Here is an 18,386-nt window from a genome sequence, read left to right as displayed (position 1 = left end):
CGAATGCGAATGACTTCTAGTGTTTTATGATCAAGCTTTCTTCCATCATTTGAGGGCATAGCATCCACTCTCTTTATCTAAAGTCGGGTCCATGACATGCTTGAATATAGACTATTTCTGTGTTCGCCTACTTTGTTTCGGATTAGTAAGAAACCGTTGTCGCCTTGTGGTCGTAAATAATGCTTGCCGATAAAAGTAATCTGAATCATATATGAATTCGGCGAAAGTTTGACGGTTCCGCACTTCGCGTAAAGAATTGAAGGTATAACGCCTGTGTCTGGTTTCTGTGGGACGAGGAAACCGTTTTGGTGTGGAGGCTACAAAGCATGCGATGGTATTCCTGTCCTGTCCTCTCTTGTCCTGCTGTGGCGCTGGTTGCGTTGTTGTTGGGCGCATCCTTGTGTCGGGCTGATGAAGCGATTGAAAAACTGACGTTTATGACCGAGGACTATCCCCCCTTTAATTACGTTCAGGACGACAAGCTCAAAGGGTTTTCCGTTGATTTGCTGGAACTGATCCTGAAAAAGCTCGGTTCAAAAAAGACGCGCGAGGATATCCAGGTGCATCCCTGGGCGCGCAGCTACCGGCTGACCCTGAAAACCCCCAATACGGTTTTATTTGTCATGACCCGGCGCGGTCCGCGGGAGGATCTTTTCAAATGGGTGGGACCAGTGGCGGCGTCGCCGATTGTGTTGCTGGCCAAAAAAGAGCGTAATTTGAAAGTCCGCTCATCGGAAGAGGTGAAGCAATTTCACATTGCCTCCGTACGTGAAGACATCGCTGAAATCGTACTGGATGAATACGGCGTGCCCCCCGAAAAGCGTGAGCCGGTGCCTTACCCGGAACTGGCGGCGAAAATGCTGGAGGCGGATCGGGTGGATATGTGGGCCTATGGCGATATCGCCGCCTACTGGATCATCAAACAGAACGGTTTCAATCCTTCTGAGTATGCGCCGGTGTATGACTTTGGCTCCGCCGGCGATAATTATTACGCCTTTAATATCGATACGCCGGACTGGATTATCGAGCGCTTCCAGAATGCGCTGGATGAACTGAAAACGGAGATGGAGCCCAACGGCCAATCCGTTTATCAGAATATTATTGATCGCTACATCAAGTAGGAACGGACGTCCCGCATGAACAAAGATCTCAGTGTCGGCTCGCTTATGGGGCTCGCTTCCGGTTTGTTGATCGCCGGCATCGGCGTGTTGCTGGAGCTGGCGGACTGGAGCGACGCCCTGTGGGTGAACTACTGGATGCCCGGCGGCGTGTTCGGCGCCGCCATCTGTCTCGGCGCCTGGCGACGGGGCTGGAACGCCGAGCGCAAGGGGCTGCGCCTGCTGATCGTTATCGCCGCCACAATTCTGGGGTGGCGTTTGTGCTTTCTGTTCTTCATCTCATCCTGGGAGGTTGTGTCACTGGCGCTGATGGGCGCGGTGGGCGCTTGCGTCACTGCAGTCGGCGTTATTCTCGCCTGGCGCATACGCGCCTGGTTGGTCTTTTTGGCGTCATTCACTCTGGCCGGCGCGGCGGGCGGCGTGGTGGACTTCGTGCTGATCAACAGTCTGCCGGAGGTCGCCAAAGGGGCCGTCTGGCATGGCTTTTGGGAAAGCGCGGCGATTTTCCCCGTTTGGCAGGCGATAACGCTGGCCTGCGCCCTTGCTGTAGGCGGCCCCCAACCCGCCAGATAGGGCGTTCCCAACGCCCAAAACAGGTAAACGTCGTTAAATTAAATTTGCGTAACCCTTGATCCCCGACTAGCCTTTCAGCTATCCAGTTAGCGGTCCCTGCATTACCGGCGAGCCAAGGTCGGCGACAATACTTTTTTCTTTTAAAAACAGGAGCGAAGCCGGTAGGAGAGACTGGATTGAATTGCGTTTCCAATTAATGGAGGAAAAGACAATGCAATCCAGAACAAAAATAAAAACAGCGGTATTTCTAGGTCTTCTTGGCAGTTCAGTTGGCGTATCCGCAGAAATGGGCGACTACTCATTCTGGGATACCTTGGGCAACCTGATCTGGCCCCGGGGTGCGAACAACCCGGTCACGCAGGAGCAGCAAAACGCAGCGCAGTATCCCTTGACGCCCAACCCCTCCGAAGTCGCCGACGGTTTCAATCCCGGCGCTTATCTGCAATGGCAGACCATTCAATTACACCCTGACACCGGCGCAATTTGCGGTAACGGCTCGCCTTATAAATTCTTCGTCAATCGCGTGGCGCACACCAGCAACACGGTAATTTATATGGAAGGCGGCGGCGCCTGCTGGGATTATGAAAGCTGCACCGGCCAGACCGGCATTCGCGGCGCTCGCAATCCCAACGGCATTCCCGACGACTACATGAGCCTGCAGAATCCGTCCGCCAGTCTGGTGAGCCCTTTCGTGTTCCGTCTGCATCCCTGGACCCGCACCAAAACCCAGAACTGGAACATGGTTTACATTCCCTACTGCACCGGGGACATCTATACCGGGGATAAGGTCGCCATCTACGACGACCCCACCGGCGAACATGACCCGCTGGTATGGCGTCATAACGGCGTACGTAACACGCGCGCAGTGGTGGCCTGGCTGAAGAACAACCTGGAGCGTCCCGGACAAATGCTGATGACCGGATGCAGCGCCGGCGGCGCGGGCTCATTCGCCAACTATCACCCGGTGCGTCGCGATATGGACCCCGGCAAAGCCTACCTGATCAATGACTCCGGCCCCATCTTCCCGGCGCCGGTGACTGGTTCGGAAGAAGAGTATCCGTCCCTCAAACTGCAGAACACCATCCGCAATGTGTGGGGGCTGGACGGCGATGGCGACGGACCTTTGTATTATCTCCGCAACGAACTGCCGTCACTGGACCTGAACGATCTGGGCACGCTGTACACCGCACTGGGCGAGCACTATCCGAACGATCGCATGGGGCATACGCACTTCTGGGATGACCTCAATTACTCTTCTTATTCCTATGAGCGTTTCTATGACGACATCAATAACGAGCCGGATGAAGAGAAGCGTAAGCAGAGAATTCATCAGCGCTGGTACAAAGACACCAGTCACCTGATGACCTCACTGGACGGCTATGATAACTGGGGCTACTACATTCCGCGCTTCCGCGATGTGAATGAAAGCCACTGCACCAGCATCATCGAGTTCAACAATGCGGACATTCAGGAAGATGGTCTGGAGCTGGGCGACTTCGTGAATAATGTGATGGAAGGCTCCGGCCCGGTCATGTCCGCTTCGGAAGAGGACTCCGTCAGCGATTATCAGAAAGGTTTCAACCTGTTGTACTGGTTGCTGGATCAGTTGCTGTAAACCGCTCTGGTCAGTGAGCTGATACGTTGCAAAAAAGCCCCCATTCGGGGGCTTTTCTTTGTTTGAAGAGACGGGGTCGAAACGGGGAGGGCGGGGCCTTTCCTGCGATCAGGATCAGTTCGTCGCCCCACTGCTGTCCAGCGCGTAGGCTTGTTTGAGTTCTTCGTTCAGACGCTGGGCGAGATAATCGTCGCGACTAAGGCCATTGGGATAATGGGTCATCGCCAGCACTTCCTTCACTATTTCCGCTTCGCGTTTCTTGTACTCGGCGAAGCGCGGGTCCGGGTTGTCCTTGAATTCCTGCATGCGTGCTTCACCCGCCTGCTTGTACTGCTGAATCAGCTCTATGCCTTTGGCCTTGGCTTCCGGGTCGTTGGGAGTGATTTTCAATAACGCCAGTTTCATGATCAATCCTTCCGCTGCAGAGAGTTTGTGCTCTTTTTCCAGACGGTCGATGTTTTGCTCTGCGTGGGAGAATTTTTCCCGACGGGTGGCGCTGTCCATCTGCTCCGCATGTTGCAGCAGCTCGCGATAGTCGCGTCCGTAATCGAAGTAGGACTGGTATTCCGCATAACGCTCCAGCGCCTGGTCCTCTAAAAGACTGTCCTGGTCCTTGGAAAGGCTGGAAGGACGCGCCTGAGCGGAAAAATTTTGCATGCCGATGGGGAGAAACGCGTTGGCGTCGTTAACGGCGACGGTGGCCTCGGGGGATGTGCTCGTGTTGGTGTCGGATGGAGACGGGGAGGAGGAACCTCCCAGCAGCCAGGTGGAGAGCCCCAGTGTGGCTGTTATGAGGGCAATGCCGAAATAGGCCTTGGGTGTCATGATCAGTCTCCTTTTTCTTATTTGAATATCCAATGGTGAGAGATCTTCTCATTTACAAATATAGCCCCCTAATCGGGGTTTAATAAAATTTTTTCTTTTTGTGCATCCAAATTGATAACTGGCGTCGTCTTGATAAGTGAAGACATTCGAAAACCCAAAAAACTGATTGAGGAGATGCCTGATATGAAATTCAAAAGCTTTACCGTTCTGGCCGCTGCAATGATGCTGACTGCTTGCGCCGCTAACTCTCAAAATCATGGCGGTGAGCCGGTTTCCAGCAGAGATACCTCTCTCGGCTCCATCATGACCAACAAGCAGGGCATGACGCTGTACACGTTCACCAAAGATGCGGCCGGCGTCTCCAACTGTAATGGCGGTTGTGCGGAAAACTGGCCTCCATTCATGGCGGGTCCATCTGCCCACGATACCGGCAAATTCACCATCATTACCCGCGCTGACGGCTCCAAGCAGTGGGCGTACGAGAGCAAGCCTCTGTACCTGTGGGTGGGCGACCGCGCGCCTGGCGACGTAACGGGTCATGGCGTCAAAAACGTCTGGTTCACAGTGAAAATGGACTCTGCGAAAAGCCACAAACAAAGCAACTACAGCAGCAGCTACTACTGATCGGCTGAGCTGGCGCGTGCTGGCAGGCGTCTCGTTGGAGGAACGTCGAAACGAAAATCCGTCGCAAACGCCAAGTCCGACTGGTATGCGACGGCTACCTGGATATAATGCCTGGGAACCTTCGGGGGAATCGATCAGGTGAACTCAATTCAGGAGCCGTCGTTGAAGACTGCAACCGACACAGATTGGTCCGTGGAGCTGGCGCCGCTGTTGCGCCGCATCGTGGACCAGGACCGAGCCGCGCTGAAGCGTCTGTATGATTTAACCGGCGCCAGGTTAATGGGCGTCGCCATGCGCATACTGCAGGATGAAGGCGAAGCCGCCGACCTGTTGCAGGAAGTGTACATGAAGCTGTGGCGGCAAGCGTCCCAGTATTCAGGAGCCGGGTCCGCCTGGGGCTGGCTCTGCGTGCTGACCCGCAACGCCGCGCTGGACAAGCTGAAAAGCAGACAGCGCAAGCGTGAAGATCTCATGGATGATGTTGAGCCGTTGATGGCGGATCTGGCTGGCGAGGGCTGCGGGCTGGCGGACCAGGAAGGCATGCGACAGTGCCTCGAAAAATTGAATGAAGAGCCTCGTAAAGCGATTTTATTGTCTTATATCCACGGATACAGCCACGGCGAACTGGAAACTCGGCTAGAGCGCCCGTTAGGGACGATCAAAGCCTGGATCAGACGCGGACTGCAGGAGTTAAAACAATGTCTCGAAGCATGAGATATAAAAACGCCACAGTTTGCGACCATCTGGCGAGTCAATATGTGGCGGGGGCGATGAGCGCCCGAGTTCGTCGACGCATGGAAACCCTGATGCGCGACTATCGTGAAATGGATACGGCGGTGGCCTACTGGTCAGACTTGATGACGCCGATGCAGGAGAGTCTACCCGCGCAACAACCGCCTGCGGATCTGTGGGCGAAGATAGACGCCGCGACGGCGCCGGCCGCGAAACCACAAACGGCCAGGGCGCAAGCGCAGGCAGTCAAAACCAGTTGGCTGGCCAGTTTCTGGGAAAACCTTGCCATGTGGCGTTTCTCCGCGATGGCGGGAACGGCGGCGTCAGTGGTGTTCGCGGTGGCGTTGCTATGGAATGTCATGGGCGGCGCGCCGGGACGAGGGGCTGATTACATGGCTCCAATGAGTCGCAACGGTCAGGTGGCGCTGGTGATCTCCGCCTATAAAGGCGAGGAGCCGGGAACCTCTCAGTTGGTGACTCAATGGTCCAAGCGTTTCCAGGACAAACCTTCAGGCCCGCTGCATTTGTGGGCGGAGAAGATGGATGATCATAGTCTGGTGTATCTGGGGCAGATTGACTCAGGTAAAGAAAACTGGACCCTGACCTCCGCGGAATGGAAAGTCATCGCCAACAGCAGCCGTTTGTTGATCAATGACAACCCTTCCACGCTGGATGTCGCCGCAGTTACCTTTGAAGGTCCTTGCGTCCAGCTGAACGCCTGGAAGAGCTAAAAGGCTGGCGTCCCGAGTAAAGCTGGACAAGCTGGGATAGATGAATAGAAAATGCGCGGAATCTGATTAATGATAATCAGGCCGCGCATTTTTTATCTCCGAAATTCAGAGGCAGTACCATGGAAAACCCGTATCAGGCGCCGCAGGCTGAGCTGGATACGCACAGCGAATCTTCAACTCCCTTCTTCACCACCTCGACTACCAAGTTGATTGTCTTATACATCGCTACGCTGGGTTTATACCGTCTCTATTGGTTTTACAAACACTGGAAAGCGCTGCAGGTTCACGAAGGTCTTAAAGTCGCGCCGGTATGGCGCTCCATATTCAGCATCTTCTTCACGCATTCTCTTTTCAAATATATCGCTAACAGTCATCAGGAACAGAGCCTGGGAACCTGGAGCGCTCACGCCATGATGGCGACCTTGTATGTGCTGATGACGGTAGGGGGCGAGATTGCCGCCCGTATACCGGCGAGCGACGTTTTTGGCGTCTGGGATATAGCGTTGCTCGTGACATCTGTTATTCCTCTTTACACGCTGTATGAGGCGCAAACCTATGCAAACCGCGCCAATCAAGATCCTGACGGGAAGAGCAACAGCCGTTTCAGTCCCTGGAATATTCTGTTCATTCTTATGGGGCTCGCTATTTGGGGCGTGGTCGTGTTGGGCGTGCTAGCGCAATACACCGCCATTCTGGACTGATAATTCCGCACATCTCCCCGGGAGTCATGGTTCGTGACTCCCTAATCTCCCCCTCAAATTCCCCCTCTAAACTCCACTTGGATGGATGTCCGTTCACGTCGTCGCGACTAATGTTACTCCGTGGATGCGCGCGGGTGTTTAACCCCGACGGACCATCCATGTAAGGAGTTAACAATAATAATCTTGCGGGAGAGCTGACATGGTCATGGATAACGTAAATAACAAGAATGGCGATAGCAGGTTGGGCGAGGGTGTGAAGCGGCTTGCAATGGCGGCAGCCTTTGCGGGTACGCTGTGCGCTGCCGGCAATGGCTATGGCGAAGTGAATCGTCATGCCTCGGTAATGGTGCATTTGTTTGAATGGAGCTGGGAGGACGTAGCGCAGGAGTGCGAACAGTATCTGGGGCCGAAAGGATTTACTGCAGTGCAGGTATCTCCACCGCAGGCTCATATCGGAGGCGCGCAATGGTGGACCCGCTATCAGCCTGTCAGCTATGTGTTGAACAGTCGTAGCGGCGACCGCGAGCGTTTCCAGAACATGACGCAACGGTGCGCCGCGGCGGGCGTGGATGTCTATGCGGATCTGGTGATCAATCATATGGCCTCCACCGGGTTCGACTTTCCTGACGTTCCCTACGGCGTCAATGACTTCCATAACTGGAACTGCGGCGGCATCAACTACGGCGACGCCAATCAGGTCTGGAACTGCGATCTGGTGGGCTTGAAGGATTTGAAGACCGAAAGCGATTACGTGCGCGGCAAAATCGCGGATTATATGAACGACCTGGTCAGTCTGGGAGTGAAAGGCTTTCGTATCGACGCCGCCAAGCACATTCCGCCCGCGGACATTGAGAATATCCTCAGTCGCGTTCAGCGTTCCCCCTATATCTTTCAGGAAGTGATCCGGGCGTCAGGAGAGGCGGTGCAACCAGAGATGTACACCCATATCGCCGATGTCACTGAGTTTCAAATGGAGCGAGATCTGGCCTGGCATTTTCGTAATGGCCGCATGGCGAATCTGGTTGATTTCTCTCAATGGGGAGACCGCGTAACCAGCAACGACGCCATGGTGTTCGTCGCCAACCACGACGATCAACGCCAGCACCCGGAATGGGCGCTGACCTGGAATGATCCGCAGGGCATGTACTATCTCGCCCATATTTTTATGCTCGCTTATCCCTACGGCTATCCCAGAGTGATGTCCAGCTATTACTTCAATGACCACGATCAGGGGCCGCCTAATTCCGGTCCGCATACCAGCGGCGCCTGCGGCGTGGACTGGGTGTGCGAGCACCGCTGGGGCGGGATTGGCAATATGGCGAAATTCCGTCAGGCCACCGCCGCCAAGGCTTATATTTCCAATGTATCCCGCGACGGCGACAATCGGCTGGCCTTTGGACGCGGCGGACTCGGATTTGTGGCGCTGAACAATGACACCGGGGCGTGGAGCGCCTCGCTGAATACCGGTTTGCCGGCGGGAGAATACTGCGACATTCTGCATGGCGATTACGTCAAAGGCGTCTGCACTGGACCCACGGTTTTCGTGGACAACGCGGGCTATGTTGCCGTCAATGTCGCTGGCCGCGAGGCTATGGCGATTCATGTGGAGGCCAGAGTGGCGGATTGCCCGCAGTGTCAGTCACAAAGGGTGGATGTCTCTTTTACCTGCGATAACGGCCAAACCCAATGGGGACAAAGCGTTTACGCCGTAGGCAGTCTCCCTGAACTGGGCGGCTGGAGCCCCGCAGGCGCAGTCAAGCTCGACCCATCCGCCTATCCGGTATGGAGCGGCGTCATTTCCGTCCCCGCAGGAACGCAGGTCGAGTGGAAATGCCTGAAACGGGACGAAAACAACGCTGGTGCGGGAATTGAGTGGCAGTCCGGAAGCAATACGGTGTTCAACTCTGACTTGGTCAACGCCACCCGCGGCGGCTGGTGATTGAATAAATCGTGATTGAAAACTCATGATTGAAAGTGAGCCACTGAAAAGACAAGATCCGGCTTCGCCGGGTCTTGTTTAGGTGAGATTCTGAGTATCCGATTGTAGGTTCGCGCACTTCTCCTGAGTTTCAAAAAGAAAGCTGCTCTATACTTTTCCGTTAATTTCTTTGGATCCCCGTCCCCCAAATGCGCGATGAGTCATGCTGAACAAGAAAAAATTCCTAACTGAGTTGGCGTTGAAAAATGCGGCGTTATTACTGGTCTTTGCGCCGGCGATGATTCTGTTTACCCTGGATAGCATGCAGCATATGGAGGCGGGCAATCAGTCCGCCATTCTGGCGGTCATCGGGTTATTGATGGCGTCGGCGATTGTGGGGATATTCGAGACCACTTATCAGAAGTCCGTGTTGGAGAAACCGCTACAACGCTGGTTGGCGCACTTGACCAAGGCGTTACTGTATCTTGGTGTGACCGAATTGATGGCCATCGCGATCGCCGCAGTGGGAACCACTTATCCGTTCTGGGACGATCCATTGATCTGGGCGTTATCGCCGATTTATCTGGCCTTGTATCTGTTTGATTGCTGGGACGGTTTGATCGCTGCGGACAGCCTGTCCTGATCATCGTATAGGGCCTGGAATCCAGGGATTCAACAGGCCCTATACGTGCGAGCTTATTCCGGCGCCAGGATGCGCAAGGACTTGGAAGGCAGGGAAAGCGTCAATGTATGCCCATTCGTGGTGAAAACCTCTCTGCTGAGCAGATCTCGCCAGCGACTTCCCGGCGGGCCCAGCAACCGCGTATTCAGTGACGTGGTAGAGGCGTCGCCACGATTGGCGGTGATGATCAGCGACCCTTCCTGAGCTGTTCTGGCGAAGCAATAGCTGTCCGTATCCGCTCCTAAATCCAGGTGTCCGCCCCGGCTCAGGGCGGGAGTATCTTTTCGCAGGGCGATCAGGGCTTTACACCAGTTCAGAATGTCCGTATCCCAACGTTCCCGATCCCAGGGGAAGGGGCGACGACAGTCCGGGTCTCCACCGCCGGGCAGCCCGATTTCATCGCCGTAATACAGACAAGGCGCGCCGCTGTAGGTGAACAGGAGACCCAAGGCCAACTTGTACAGGTCGCGATCGCCTTGCAGCAGGGTGAGGAAACGGGGCGTGTCATGGGTATCCAGCAAGTTAAGCTGGCTCAATTGAATCGGGCAGGGAATCGCCGCGCGCGCCTCCGCCAGCCAGGCGGCGAACTCGCGCCCGTCAATAGCTCCCGGCTGTCCGGAAATATCCAGACCAGCCAACCAGGCGCGAAGAGGGTGGGCGAAACCGTAGTAGTTCATCGCGCCGTCTTCCTGATCGCCTTGCAGCCACTCCGTCGCTTCAAAGAAATGCTCACCCAGCAGATAAGCCTGCGGCGCTTCCTGTTTGACGCACTCACGCATGGCGCGCATATGCGTTGCGTTATTGTGGGCGCTGGGACCGTCGCCCAGCATATGTACGGCGTCCAGACGCCAGCCGTCGATGGCGTAGGGAGGACGCAGCCAATGGCGAAGAATGGCGTTGTCGCCTGAGTACATGCTGGCCGCCACTTCCGGGTTGGCGTAATTCAACTTGGGCAGGCTTTCGAAGCCTTTCCAGGCGGCGTAATGACCTTCCGAGTCAAAATTATAGAACGCGCGATAGTGCTCGTCGCCCGCCTGCGCTTGTTGAAACCAGGGGTGGTGGACGGATGTATGATTGACGACGGCGTCCAGAATCAGCCGCATATCCCGCGCCTGGGTTTCTTTGCGCAGGCGCAGCAGCGCAGGCTCGCCGCCAAGACGCGGCTCCACTTGGCTGTAATCATCTGTGTCATAGCGATGGTTGCTGTGAGAAGCGAAAATCGGGTTGAGGTAAATCGCGCTGACGCCCATTTCATCCTGCAAATACGGTAAAGCGTCAACCACGCCGTTCAAGTCGCCGCCGAAGAATTCTGACGATCCCTTGGACGGATCTGGGATTGTGTTCCAGTCGCTGAGGGGCGTCTGCTTTTCATGTGCATTAAGTTCTTTGTTAATCGCTGCGGAACCACCATCGCCGATGCGAAACCGGTCTGGAAAGATCTGGTAGAAAACCTGATTCCATACCCATTGTGGCGTTTGTAGGCCCTGTACATGTTTGAAGTGAAAAGAACGTGAACGAATTCGAGGATGCACGCCACCAGCGTCAAGACAAAACTGCCGCTCTGTGCAGATAAATTTGAATAGATAATAGGTGGTCGCAGCACCAGGGTTAGTGGGAATCTCGACCCGCCAGTATTGCGCGTTCGCGGTGGTTTCCACTGGCTCCAGGGAAGTTAAATACTCTTCATTGTCCAACTCATAGCGAATCCAGCCGCTGTTAATCGTTGCGCCTGACGCTGTGCGCACGCTGATGCGAAGCCGTCCGTCCTCCAGTATCTCGACATCGGTGAGAGGATGGTGATGGGCGATGAAATCGGTTTGCATCGTAGCGTACTCCGGCGTTAAAAATTAGTCGGGCTTTGTGAAGGCGTTCTGGGTATGCTAGTGACGCAATGCGCGCTTGGCATCAGCCGGCGACCTGCGCGTTCTACGCCCCCCAAGAGAAGGATTCGTCAGAGGCCGGGTATGAGCCAAATTGCGCAGCACTGGCTGCAATTGATCAACGACGCCAGAGCGCAAAGCCGTTATTGCGGCGAGGCGTTTTGTCCGGATGCGCCGCCGCTTTGCTGGAGCGAAAGTCTGGCGCAGGCGGCTCAGGGACATTGTCGGGATATGGCGGAGAACAACTTTTTCGACCACATTGGCGGCGACGGCTGGCCAGTGGGAGAGCGGGTGACGCGCAACGGCTATGTGTGGTCGCGGGTGGCGGAGAATATTTCCTTTGGCCACCTTCCGGTGGAAGAGGTCATCGTCGGCTGGTTGGGCAGTCCAGGTCATTGCGGCAATATCATGGCGCTGGAATATACTGATATGGGAATGGCGTGCGTCTGCAATGATAAAGCGCCGGCAAGCAATTATTGGACGCTGGTGCTGGCGCGTCCGTTGTCGTCGAGTTGATCGCGCCCGTTGAGCGAGCGCCATGATCGACCAACAGAGTATGAATAGCGGGGCGATATGAAGATAGCCATAGTCACATGCGACGGATTCAATGAAATGGATTCCTTTATGGCGCTCACCCTGCTCAATCGGGTGAAGCGGCCGGGCTGGCGGGCGGAACTGGCTTGCCCTTCCATGCACGCCTTGTCGATGAATGGCGTCAAGATCACTGCGCAGCGACCGCTGATGTTCGCCAGCGAGGCGGATGCAGTGTTGTTCGGCAGCGGCGTACAAACCCGCGAGCATGTGAAAAATGACAGCATTATGTCGGCGTTTCATCTTGACCCGGAATATCAGCTGATCGGCTCGCAATGTTCCGGCGCTTTGTTTTTACATAGCCTGGGACTGCTGAATAATACGCCGGTCTGCACGGATGCGACTACGGGACCTGTTTTGCAGAGCCTGGGCGCTCAGGTGGTGGAGGACCCGTTTCACGCCAAGGGTAATATCGCCACCGCAGGAGGCTGCCTATCCGCCACCTATCTGGCCATGTGGGTGATCTGGCGGAGCCTGGGAGAAGAGGCGGCTAGAGATGCGATCGCCTATGCGGCGCCGGTGGGACAAAAGGAGCTTTATGTAGACATGGCGACCCAGGCGATTGCCGCATTCATCTGATTTCCATGTGGAATAGGTTATAGTGCGCGTTGGGTTAAGTGAGGCGTTCCCGACTTATATCATTAAAACCCACGCGTTGAGGCAGTCCGAGGCGCGGCGAAAAACGGTCGTTATACGGCGGCTCCCTGGTATTAAACGCGTTTAAATCAGAGACATGTATTCGTTAGTCAGATCCAGCAGTGTGTTGATTCTCCTCGCAGCGTTATGCAGCGGGTGTGCGAGCCAGTTCAAGCCGCAAAACGAACCGATTAAATCCTACAGCAGCGACCACGCCTATAGCTTCCGCACTTACCAGCGCGACAATGACTTGGGGGAAACCCTGTTGATCCTGGCTTTCTCCGGCGGCGGCACGCGGGCTTCTGCGTTGTCCTATGGGGTCATGGAGGAGCTGAAGGATACGCGCATTGAAATCGATGGCGTCAAAACACGCTTATTGGATGAGGTGGATTATATCTCCGCCGTATCAGGAGGCAGTTTCACCGCGGCCTATTACGGATTGTTTGGAGACAAGCTGTTTTCGGACTACGAGAAAGTATTTCTCCGTCAGAGTGTGCAGGGCGCATTGCTGTGGCAGTTACTGAGTCCGGGATACTGGTGGCGTTCGCTGTTCACCCGCTTTGACCGTACGGAAATGGCGGTTGAATACTATGACAACTATATCTTCAGGGGCAGAACCTTCGCCGATATTCCCTTGAGTCGCCGTCCTTTCATCAATATCAACGCGACGGATCTCAGTCAGGGGAACCGTTTCTCCTTTGATCAGGATACTTTTGATCTGCTGTGCTCGGACCTGAACAAGTTCAATGTAGCGCGAGCGGTGACGGCGTCCTCGGCGGTGCCGGTGGCGTTTCCTTCCATCGTATTGAAAAACCACGGCGGTGACTGCGACCTGAGCGAGTCCGCGATGTTCCGTATGTTGAATGAATCTAAGCCGCTGGATATTCGCCAGCGGGAGCTGGTCAGCGGTCTGCTGTCCTATAACGACAGCAAACAGCATCCTTATATTCATCTGGTGGATGGCGGTATTTCGGATAACCTGGGCTTGCGAGGGGTGATAGACGGTCTGCAGCTGGCTGAACTGGAAAACGCCGCTCAGGATCACACCAAGAAAGTGAAGCGGGTGGCGGTGATTCTGGTGAATGCGGAAGTCCGACCGAAACGAGGCATCGACGAAAGCCCCAACAAGCCCTCCATTACGGACACCATTGACGCAGTCACCAATGCGCAAATCCAGCGTTATAACGTGGAGACCCGGGCGATTCTGCAGGATCAGGACGACCGTATCGTCCGGGGGTTTCAGCGCTTCGGGCGCATTCCTTATTACTTTATCGAAGTCAATTTCCAGTCCTTCTCATCGCCTTCGTTGAAAGAGTTCTTCAACAGTTTGCCGACCTCACTGGAACTGAGTAACCGGGAAATCGACACGCTTATTCAGGCGGGTCGCTCCTTGTTGCGGAATTCAGAGGAGTACTCGGAGTTTCTGGAGAACTTCACGACAGAAATGCCGGACGGGCATATTGAAATCAGGATTGATGATTTAACGGATGAAGATGAGTGATTCTATTCCGCGCAAATGCTGACATCTTTTTCTCAATAACACTCCACGTCATCCATCGGACTTTGTTTATGGCGCAGCGCTTCGTTGTACACGATGGCGGCTCCCGCGTCGGATTTCGCTTGATACAGCGCCAGATCCGCGCTTTCAATTAGCAACGGCGTCGGACACTCCGGAGTCACTCGCGTGAAGCCGATATTGACGTTGATTTTGCCGGCGGGGAAGGGGKGTGAGGCGACGTTTTTGCGAAAGCGCTCCAGAGAGGTTTCTACGCCTTCCTTATCCGTCTGATTCACGATGACCACAAATTCCTCACCATCAAAGCGGAACAGCAGGTCGGAAGAACGAAAGCCCTTTTTCAATAGCAACGATATCTGCAGAAGAGTCTCATCGCCATTGCTGCCATTGGCGGGGGTTGCATGGTCGATATCCAGCAGTGCAAGCCAGGAGGACTGGGTTGTTTCCTCAGGTTGCTTCAGATGATAGAAGTCGACCACCTGCTCCAGTGTTCTGTCCATGGTTTGCCGGTTTAGCAAGCGGGTGAGCGGGTCTCTTTCTCTGGCGTCGAGCAACTCAACCTGATTGCTGTAAACGCCGAACAAACCTCTGATCACTTCAAAATCATAAGTGCTGACCGCGCCTTTTATCAGGATTATCCTGCGGGGCTCCAGAGCGCTGGCGACGTCGTAATAAATCGTCGGCGCGGCGCTTCCCACCCAATATCCCACACCGCCGCGAGACTCAGCGGCTATCTTTTTGAGTACGTCTACGTTTTGATTGTCGAAATCATCGTTGCTGATAAGGGGAAAGCGTCGGACCAGCATCTCTTTGCGCTGGTTTGAACTATGGGAGGCCGGCGGCGCGGCGCTGAATATCTCGTAAGCGGAAACCTCATCAACACCTTCGATGCTACGCAGGAGGCTGATCAGATTCTGTGTTAAATCGTGATAAGACTGGTTTTGCAACAACTCAGCAGAGAGCTGGAATGCTTTCTGCAAATCCTCTGTCGACATGGCGGCGTCCTATCCGTCCGGGAATGAACATATTAAGAATAGATGTAATCCCGGTATGGCGCTATTAAAATTTCCGGTCCTGATTTATGGATAGACGCTCTGGAAGATGAAGCAAGTACCTCTAAATCCCGATGATGAAAAGCTGTGTCAGACGATATTTTTCAATAAGCATGAGGTCGATGGCCGTGAGACGGTAGTATCTCGAATCAACTATTTGCTGATGTTAAATACTCCCAGTATGGACGCCGCAGAGGAAGAAATGCGCAACGTTAAGCAAGTACTGGCAGACGCAGAGAATCCCGAAAAGGACATAAAAGTACTGTTCAGCGTATGTAATTGGCGCCCCCACATCGTGGGCTGTTTGGCGATGTGCTATTTGCCTCGCAACGACACTCTGGTCGAATCTCTATGGGAGTTGTTAGCCGGACAATCCTGGGCGGTTCCGCAGATCGCCGCTACAGTGTCCATGGTCGATAGGAACTTTGCTGGCAATGCCGCCCAAAGGTTGTCCAATACGAGATTGGTCAACACTGGTTTGGAGCTTAATACCGAGCGACGCAAGCTGGTGGGTTCTCTCAACTTGGCAAAGAGTTTCCTGGCGCTATGGAGTTTGCTGGAAGAAGTTGACGCCGAGGCGGATGTATTGCATCAAACGAGGCTTATTGAGCTCAAACAAGACTTGGAGCGCCTTGAGCGGTCTCCCGCCTCAGACATCGCCATAAACTGGAGAAGACAGTTGCAAACACTGATGCGCAGCGTTCCGCCTGAGAAAATATAAACACATTGTCCGGCGCGAAATTCCGATATCGCAATCTTTACAATAACTCTGCGCTGGAAGTGCTAGGATTAATAGCATTCAATTAAAATTAGCATTGGTGAATGCTATTGAAAGAAGGTGGTCTGGATGGCAATGGATACCGAGACCTTCGCCTCTATTCTGGCGAATATGCGGGAACGTTTCCTGCAGGAGCTGGATGAGCGTTGCAATAAGCTGGAAGAGTTGATTCTGACGCTGGAAAGAGATGGCGCGAATAAGGAAGTGTTCAACGAACTCTATCGCGGTATCCACAATGTGAAAGGGGCGGGAGGCACTCATGGACTGAATGTGGTGACCACCATTTGCCACCAATTGGAAAGCTTTCTTGCCGAGCTGGGCGCTAACGCGGCCTTGGACGCCAGCTCCGCCAACAATGCACTGGCTTATCTTGATCTGCTGCGCCGGGTCAGCGTGGTTCACCGCAGCGAACTCATGCAGCAGTCGGACATAGAAAGTGAGCTGGAGCGTCTGAACCACCGGGTGCTGGAAAAACGCAAATCCGGCTTACTGGCGGAGTCTTCGCAAACACTGGCCAGTTACTACCAGCAAGCGCTGGAGCCTCTTCCGGTGCGCCTGGTATGGGAGCAGAACGGCTTGAGCGCATTGGGACGCCTGCTGCGAGAACACTTCGATTTCATTATCGCCGGCGGCGAACTCAAAGAACTCAACAGCCTTGCGGTCGTCGCCGCTTTACGGGCATCGCAAACCCGCAACCACAAAATCCCCGCCATACTCATCACCAGCCGCCAGGGCCTCAAAACGGAAGAAACCCAATTCGACGCCATCCTCTCCAAAAATAAAGAACTGCCGGAAAACTTATTGTCGGCGGTGCGAAAGGCGCTGTCGTTGTGATTTTTCGACCTGCAATCAGCCGTCTGGGCAGTTTAGCAACGTAACCGAGATAGGCTGGTGCTCATTCAGCGCCTTAGCGTCTGTTTTAAACCGCTCTTTTCCGAACACCGTTTCAGACCCGCCACATTGAGCCCTTACAGTAAACTCCCCCTGACTAAATCCTAAGTAGGACTCTTCTGTAATCTGGTAACTAATACGACCGCCAGCTTCCACTGATACCCGAGGAAACTTAAATCTGTAAGGGCTATCCGGCGTACTTCGAATTTCCAGAATGGTCAGCGGCAGGACTGATGGGTTACTTATTTCAATTGTTTCAGAAAGCGGAATATCAATATTTGGCCGTTGGTAATTGCAGCATCCTGACAGCGTAATGGTCGTAATGAAGAATAAGGCAGTGTTAGTCAGTTTCATATTTACTTAAACGCGTCGCAGTTATCAATGACGATTAATAGCCGATACGTTGGCTTAGTTGAAGCTTCGACCCGGAATCGGCTCCCAGGAGCCTGACCGTTATCAAACTCGCCACATACGCCGCTAACAAAGTATTGGTCAGACACAATGGCGTCAAAGCTGTTTACGGCGACATTTGCAGTTTCAGATAGCTCTCCTGGGCTTAAGGACATGCTTCTGGTTGTAAAACCTGCGACTCTGGTATCAAAGTTATAGATGGTTCTGATATATACGTCTTTGTCTGTTTGGTTTTTGACGACCAGATCCACAGGAACAAAGCTGTTGTATTGGTACGGGCCATCAAGACAACAGCTACTGAGGAAAATAGGTAAGAGTAAGAGAAAACCCCTGCTCACTCACCCTCCGTGGCGCATTGGCTGAACTCTATCTCCACACTTTGTAAGGCGGCGGTATCATCGGAGGTAACTGATACAGACTCTTTTTCAAAATGTCTTTCCGCCATTGAGCATTGATAGGTAACTTCGAAATCCCCAGTTTTGACAAGCGAATATGTCTTCTCCGACACTGGAAACGAAACTGTCTTTCCTGAGGCCAGTTGAGTCGGTGGGAAGGAAAAAATACGCTGCTTACCTTCCTTTGACTGCAGCTTTGTGATGATCAGAGAACGGTCAGATACGTTTCTCAATGTAAGCTCAGCTGTTAAAGGGATATCTACGTCCGGAATATAAGTTGTGCAGCAACCTGTGATACCTGTCGATAAAAGAAAAAGCAGGCTTATTACCGAGGTTTTCATGTGGCTTCCTTATAAATTTTCCTGTGGGTGAAAATAGCTGCAATCATCAATGATTATTGTCGCTAGCCAGTATCCTTCAGATCTCTCAAGTCTAAAGTTTTCACCAGGAGATAACTGGCTCTCTGAGCCCTCGCATGCGCCAAAGAAATAAAACTTCCTATCGACGATAGCATCAAAGGATGAAATGGTCATTTGTAATACTTCTGAGTCTTCACTCGGATGGAGGCGCAGGCAAATCGCACTATGTGGCTACATAGTAGCCAGACCCGATAGCACTTTTTTTAAGTAACCATGGTCCCAGCCCGCTCGTAGCCTCTTAGTTTTTATACCTCCTTTGTCCGTCTTCTCATTCTTCAATAAATTCAACGCCATATGT

At 53.7% G+C, this 18,386-nt stretch carries 19 protein-coding genes and 1 pseudogene; 14 read left to right on the top strand and 6 right to left on the bottom strand.

The genetic code is table 11. The features are described from left to right. Window positions 1-326 precede the first annotated feature (326 nt). The 3 genes from KP814_RS30465 to KP814_RS30455 all read left to right on the top strand — a co-directional run bounded on the left by KP814_RS30465 (window position 327) and on the right by KP814_RS30455 (window position 3,306). Window positions 327-1,121 carry an ABC transporter substrate-binding protein gene (locus KP814_RS30465; RefSeq protein WP_216740322.1) on the top strand — a complete coding sequence of 265 codons (795 nt, stop codon included), beginning with the start codon at window positions 327-329 and terminating at the stop codon, window positions 1,119-1,121. A gap of 15 nt (window positions 1,122-1,136) precedes the next feature. After that, entirely contained in the window at window positions 1,137-1,691 is a 555-nt protein-coding gene (locus KP814_RS30460; RefSeq protein ID WP_216740321.1) for a hypothetical protein, read from the top strand. 211 nt (window positions 1,692-1,902) lie between these two features. Further along, the gene (locus KP814_RS30455) at window positions 1,903-3,306 is read left to right on the top strand and encodes a pectinacetylesterase family protein (RefSeq protein ID WP_216740320.1); all 1,404 of its coding nucleotides are present in this window, start codon (window positions 1,903-1,905) and stop codon (window positions 3,304-3,306) included. Window positions 3,307-3,420: 114 nt separating this feature from the next. Here KP814_RS30455 and KP814_RS30450 read toward each other — a convergent pair whose 3' ends face one another. Further along, complete coding sequence (locus KP814_RS30450) at window positions 3,421-4,131, bottom strand: hypothetical protein (protein ID WP_216740319.1); 711 nt, start codon at window positions 4,129-4,131, stop codon at window positions 3,421-3,423. Window positions 4,132-4,314: 183 nt separating this feature from the next. On the opposite strand from KP814_RS30450, the gene KP814_RS30445 reads away from it, so the two are divergent. The 6 genes from KP814_RS30445 (at window position 4,315) to KP814_RS30420 (ending at window position 9,480) form a co-directional block, all read left to right on the top strand. Next, window positions 4,315-4,755, top strand: coding sequence for a hypothetical protein (locus tag KP814_RS30445; RefSeq protein ID WP_253938751.1), 441 nt, complete (start codon window positions 4,315-4,317; stop codon window positions 4,753-4,755). Between the two features lie 138 nt (window positions 4,756-4,893). Next, the gene (locus KP814_RS30440; RefSeq protein ID WP_216740317.1) at window positions 4,894-5,469 is read left to right on the top strand and encodes an RNA polymerase sigma factor; all 576 of its coding nucleotides are present in this window, start codon (window positions 4,894-4,896) and stop codon (window positions 5,467-5,469) included. Then, window positions 5,454-6,218: a hypothetical protein gene (locus KP814_RS30435; protein WP_216740316.1), complete on the top strand. Its 765-nt coding sequence runs from the start codon at window positions 5,454-5,456 to the stop codon at window positions 6,216-6,218. Before KP814_RS30440 ends, KP814_RS30435 begins: the two co-directional genes overlap by 16 nt. A 119-nt stretch (window positions 6,219-6,337) precedes the next feature. Beyond that, the gene (locus KP814_RS30430) at window positions 6,338-6,919 is read left to right on the top strand and encodes a hypothetical protein (RefSeq protein ID WP_216740315.1); all 582 of its coding nucleotides are present in this window, start codon (window positions 6,338-6,340) and stop codon (window positions 6,917-6,919) included. 205 nt (window positions 6,920-7,124) lie between these two features. After that, window positions 7,125-8,858, top strand: a complete 1,734-nt coding sequence (locus tag KP814_RS30425; RefSeq protein ID WP_216740314.1) for a carbohydrate-binding module family 20 domain-containing protein — start codon at window positions 7,125-7,127, stop codon at window positions 8,856-8,858. A gap of 202 nt (window positions 8,859-9,060) precedes the next feature. Next, window positions 9,061-9,480 (top strand): hypothetical protein, encoded by a 420-nt coding sequence (locus KP814_RS30420; protein WP_216740313.1) that lies wholly within the window; start codon window positions 9,061-9,063, stop codon window positions 9,478-9,480. A 53-nt stretch (window positions 9,481-9,533) separates the two neighbouring features. Here the strand turns inward: KP814_RS30420 and malZ are convergent, their stop codons facing one another. Next, complete coding sequence (gene malZ, locus KP814_RS30415) at window positions 9,534-11,342, bottom strand: maltodextrin glucosidase (protein WP_216740312.1); 1,809 nt, start codon at window positions 11,340-11,342, stop codon at window positions 9,534-9,536. Between the two features lie 141 nt (window positions 11,343-11,483). On the opposite strand from malZ, the gene KP814_RS30410 reads away from it, so the two are divergent. From KP814_RS30410 to KP814_RS30400, 3 genes are all read left to right on the top strand, one after another. Then, window positions 11,484-11,915 (top strand): CAP domain-containing protein, encoded by a 432-nt coding sequence (locus KP814_RS30410; protein ID WP_216740311.1) that lies wholly within the window; start codon window positions 11,484-11,486, stop codon window positions 11,913-11,915. Between the two features lie 57 nt (window positions 11,916-11,972). Then, window positions 11,973-12,569, top strand: a complete 597-nt coding sequence (locus KP814_RS30405; protein ID WP_216740310.1) for a DJ-1/PfpI family protein — start codon at window positions 11,973-11,975, stop codon at window positions 12,567-12,569. Between the two features lie 181 nt (window positions 12,570-12,750). Beyond that, a complete protein-coding gene (locus KP814_RS30400; RefSeq protein ID WP_371824105.1) occupies window positions 12,751-14,127 on the top strand; it encodes a patatin-like phospholipase family protein in 1,377 nt (458 codons plus the stop codon). Window positions 14,128-14,159: 32 nt separating this feature from the next. Here KP814_RS30400 and KP814_RS30395 read toward each other — a convergent pair whose 3' ends face one another. Beyond that, on the bottom strand, window positions 14,160-15,137 hold the full coding sequence (locus KP814_RS30395) for a GGDEF domain-containing protein (protein WP_216740308.1): 978 nt from the start codon (window positions 15,135-15,137) through the stop codon (window positions 14,160-14,162). Between the two features lie 106 nt (window positions 15,138-15,243). Here KP814_RS30395 and KP814_RS30390 point away from each other — a divergent pair, with 106 nt between their 5' ends. Together KP814_RS30390 and KP814_RS30385 are read left to right on the top strand one after the other, a co-directional pair. Beyond that, window positions 15,244-15,915, top strand: a complete 672-nt coding sequence (locus KP814_RS30390) for a hypothetical protein (RefSeq protein ID WP_216740307.1) — start codon at window positions 15,244-15,246, stop codon at window positions 15,913-15,915. A 126-nt stretch (window positions 15,916-16,041) separates the two neighbouring features. Continuing rightward, window positions 16,042-16,806: an Hpt domain-containing protein gene (locus tag KP814_RS30385; protein WP_216740306.1), complete on the top strand. Its 765-nt coding sequence runs from the start codon at window positions 16,042-16,044 to the stop codon at window positions 16,804-16,806. Between the two features lie 15 nt (window positions 16,807-16,821). Here the strand turns inward: KP814_RS30385 and KP814_RS30380 are convergent, their stop codons facing one another. The 3 genes and pseudogenes from KP814_RS30380 to KP814_RS30370 all read right to left on the bottom strand — a co-directional run. Further along, the gene (locus KP814_RS30380) at window positions 16,822-17,217 is read right to left on the bottom strand and encodes a hypothetical protein (protein ID WP_216740305.1); all 396 of its coding nucleotides are present in this window, start codon (window positions 17,215-17,217) and stop codon (window positions 16,822-16,824) included. A gap of 391 nt (window positions 17,218-17,608) precedes the next feature. Next, window positions 17,609-18,010: a hypothetical protein gene (locus tag KP814_RS30375; protein WP_216740304.1), complete on the bottom strand. Its 402-nt coding sequence runs from the start codon at window positions 18,008-18,010 to the stop codon at window positions 17,609-17,611. A gap of 249 nt (window positions 18,011-18,259) precedes the next feature. Further along, window positions 18,260-18,386: pseudogene (locus KP814_RS30370) on the bottom strand (ISAs1 family transposase); the annotation flags it as partial.

It is taken from the genome of Hahella sp. HN01 (assembly GCF_018986435.1).
GTDB lineage: Bacteria > Pseudomonadota > Gammaproteobacteria > Pseudomonadales > Oleiphilaceae > Hahella.
This window is presented reverse-complemented; position numbering and strand designations above follow the sequence as displayed.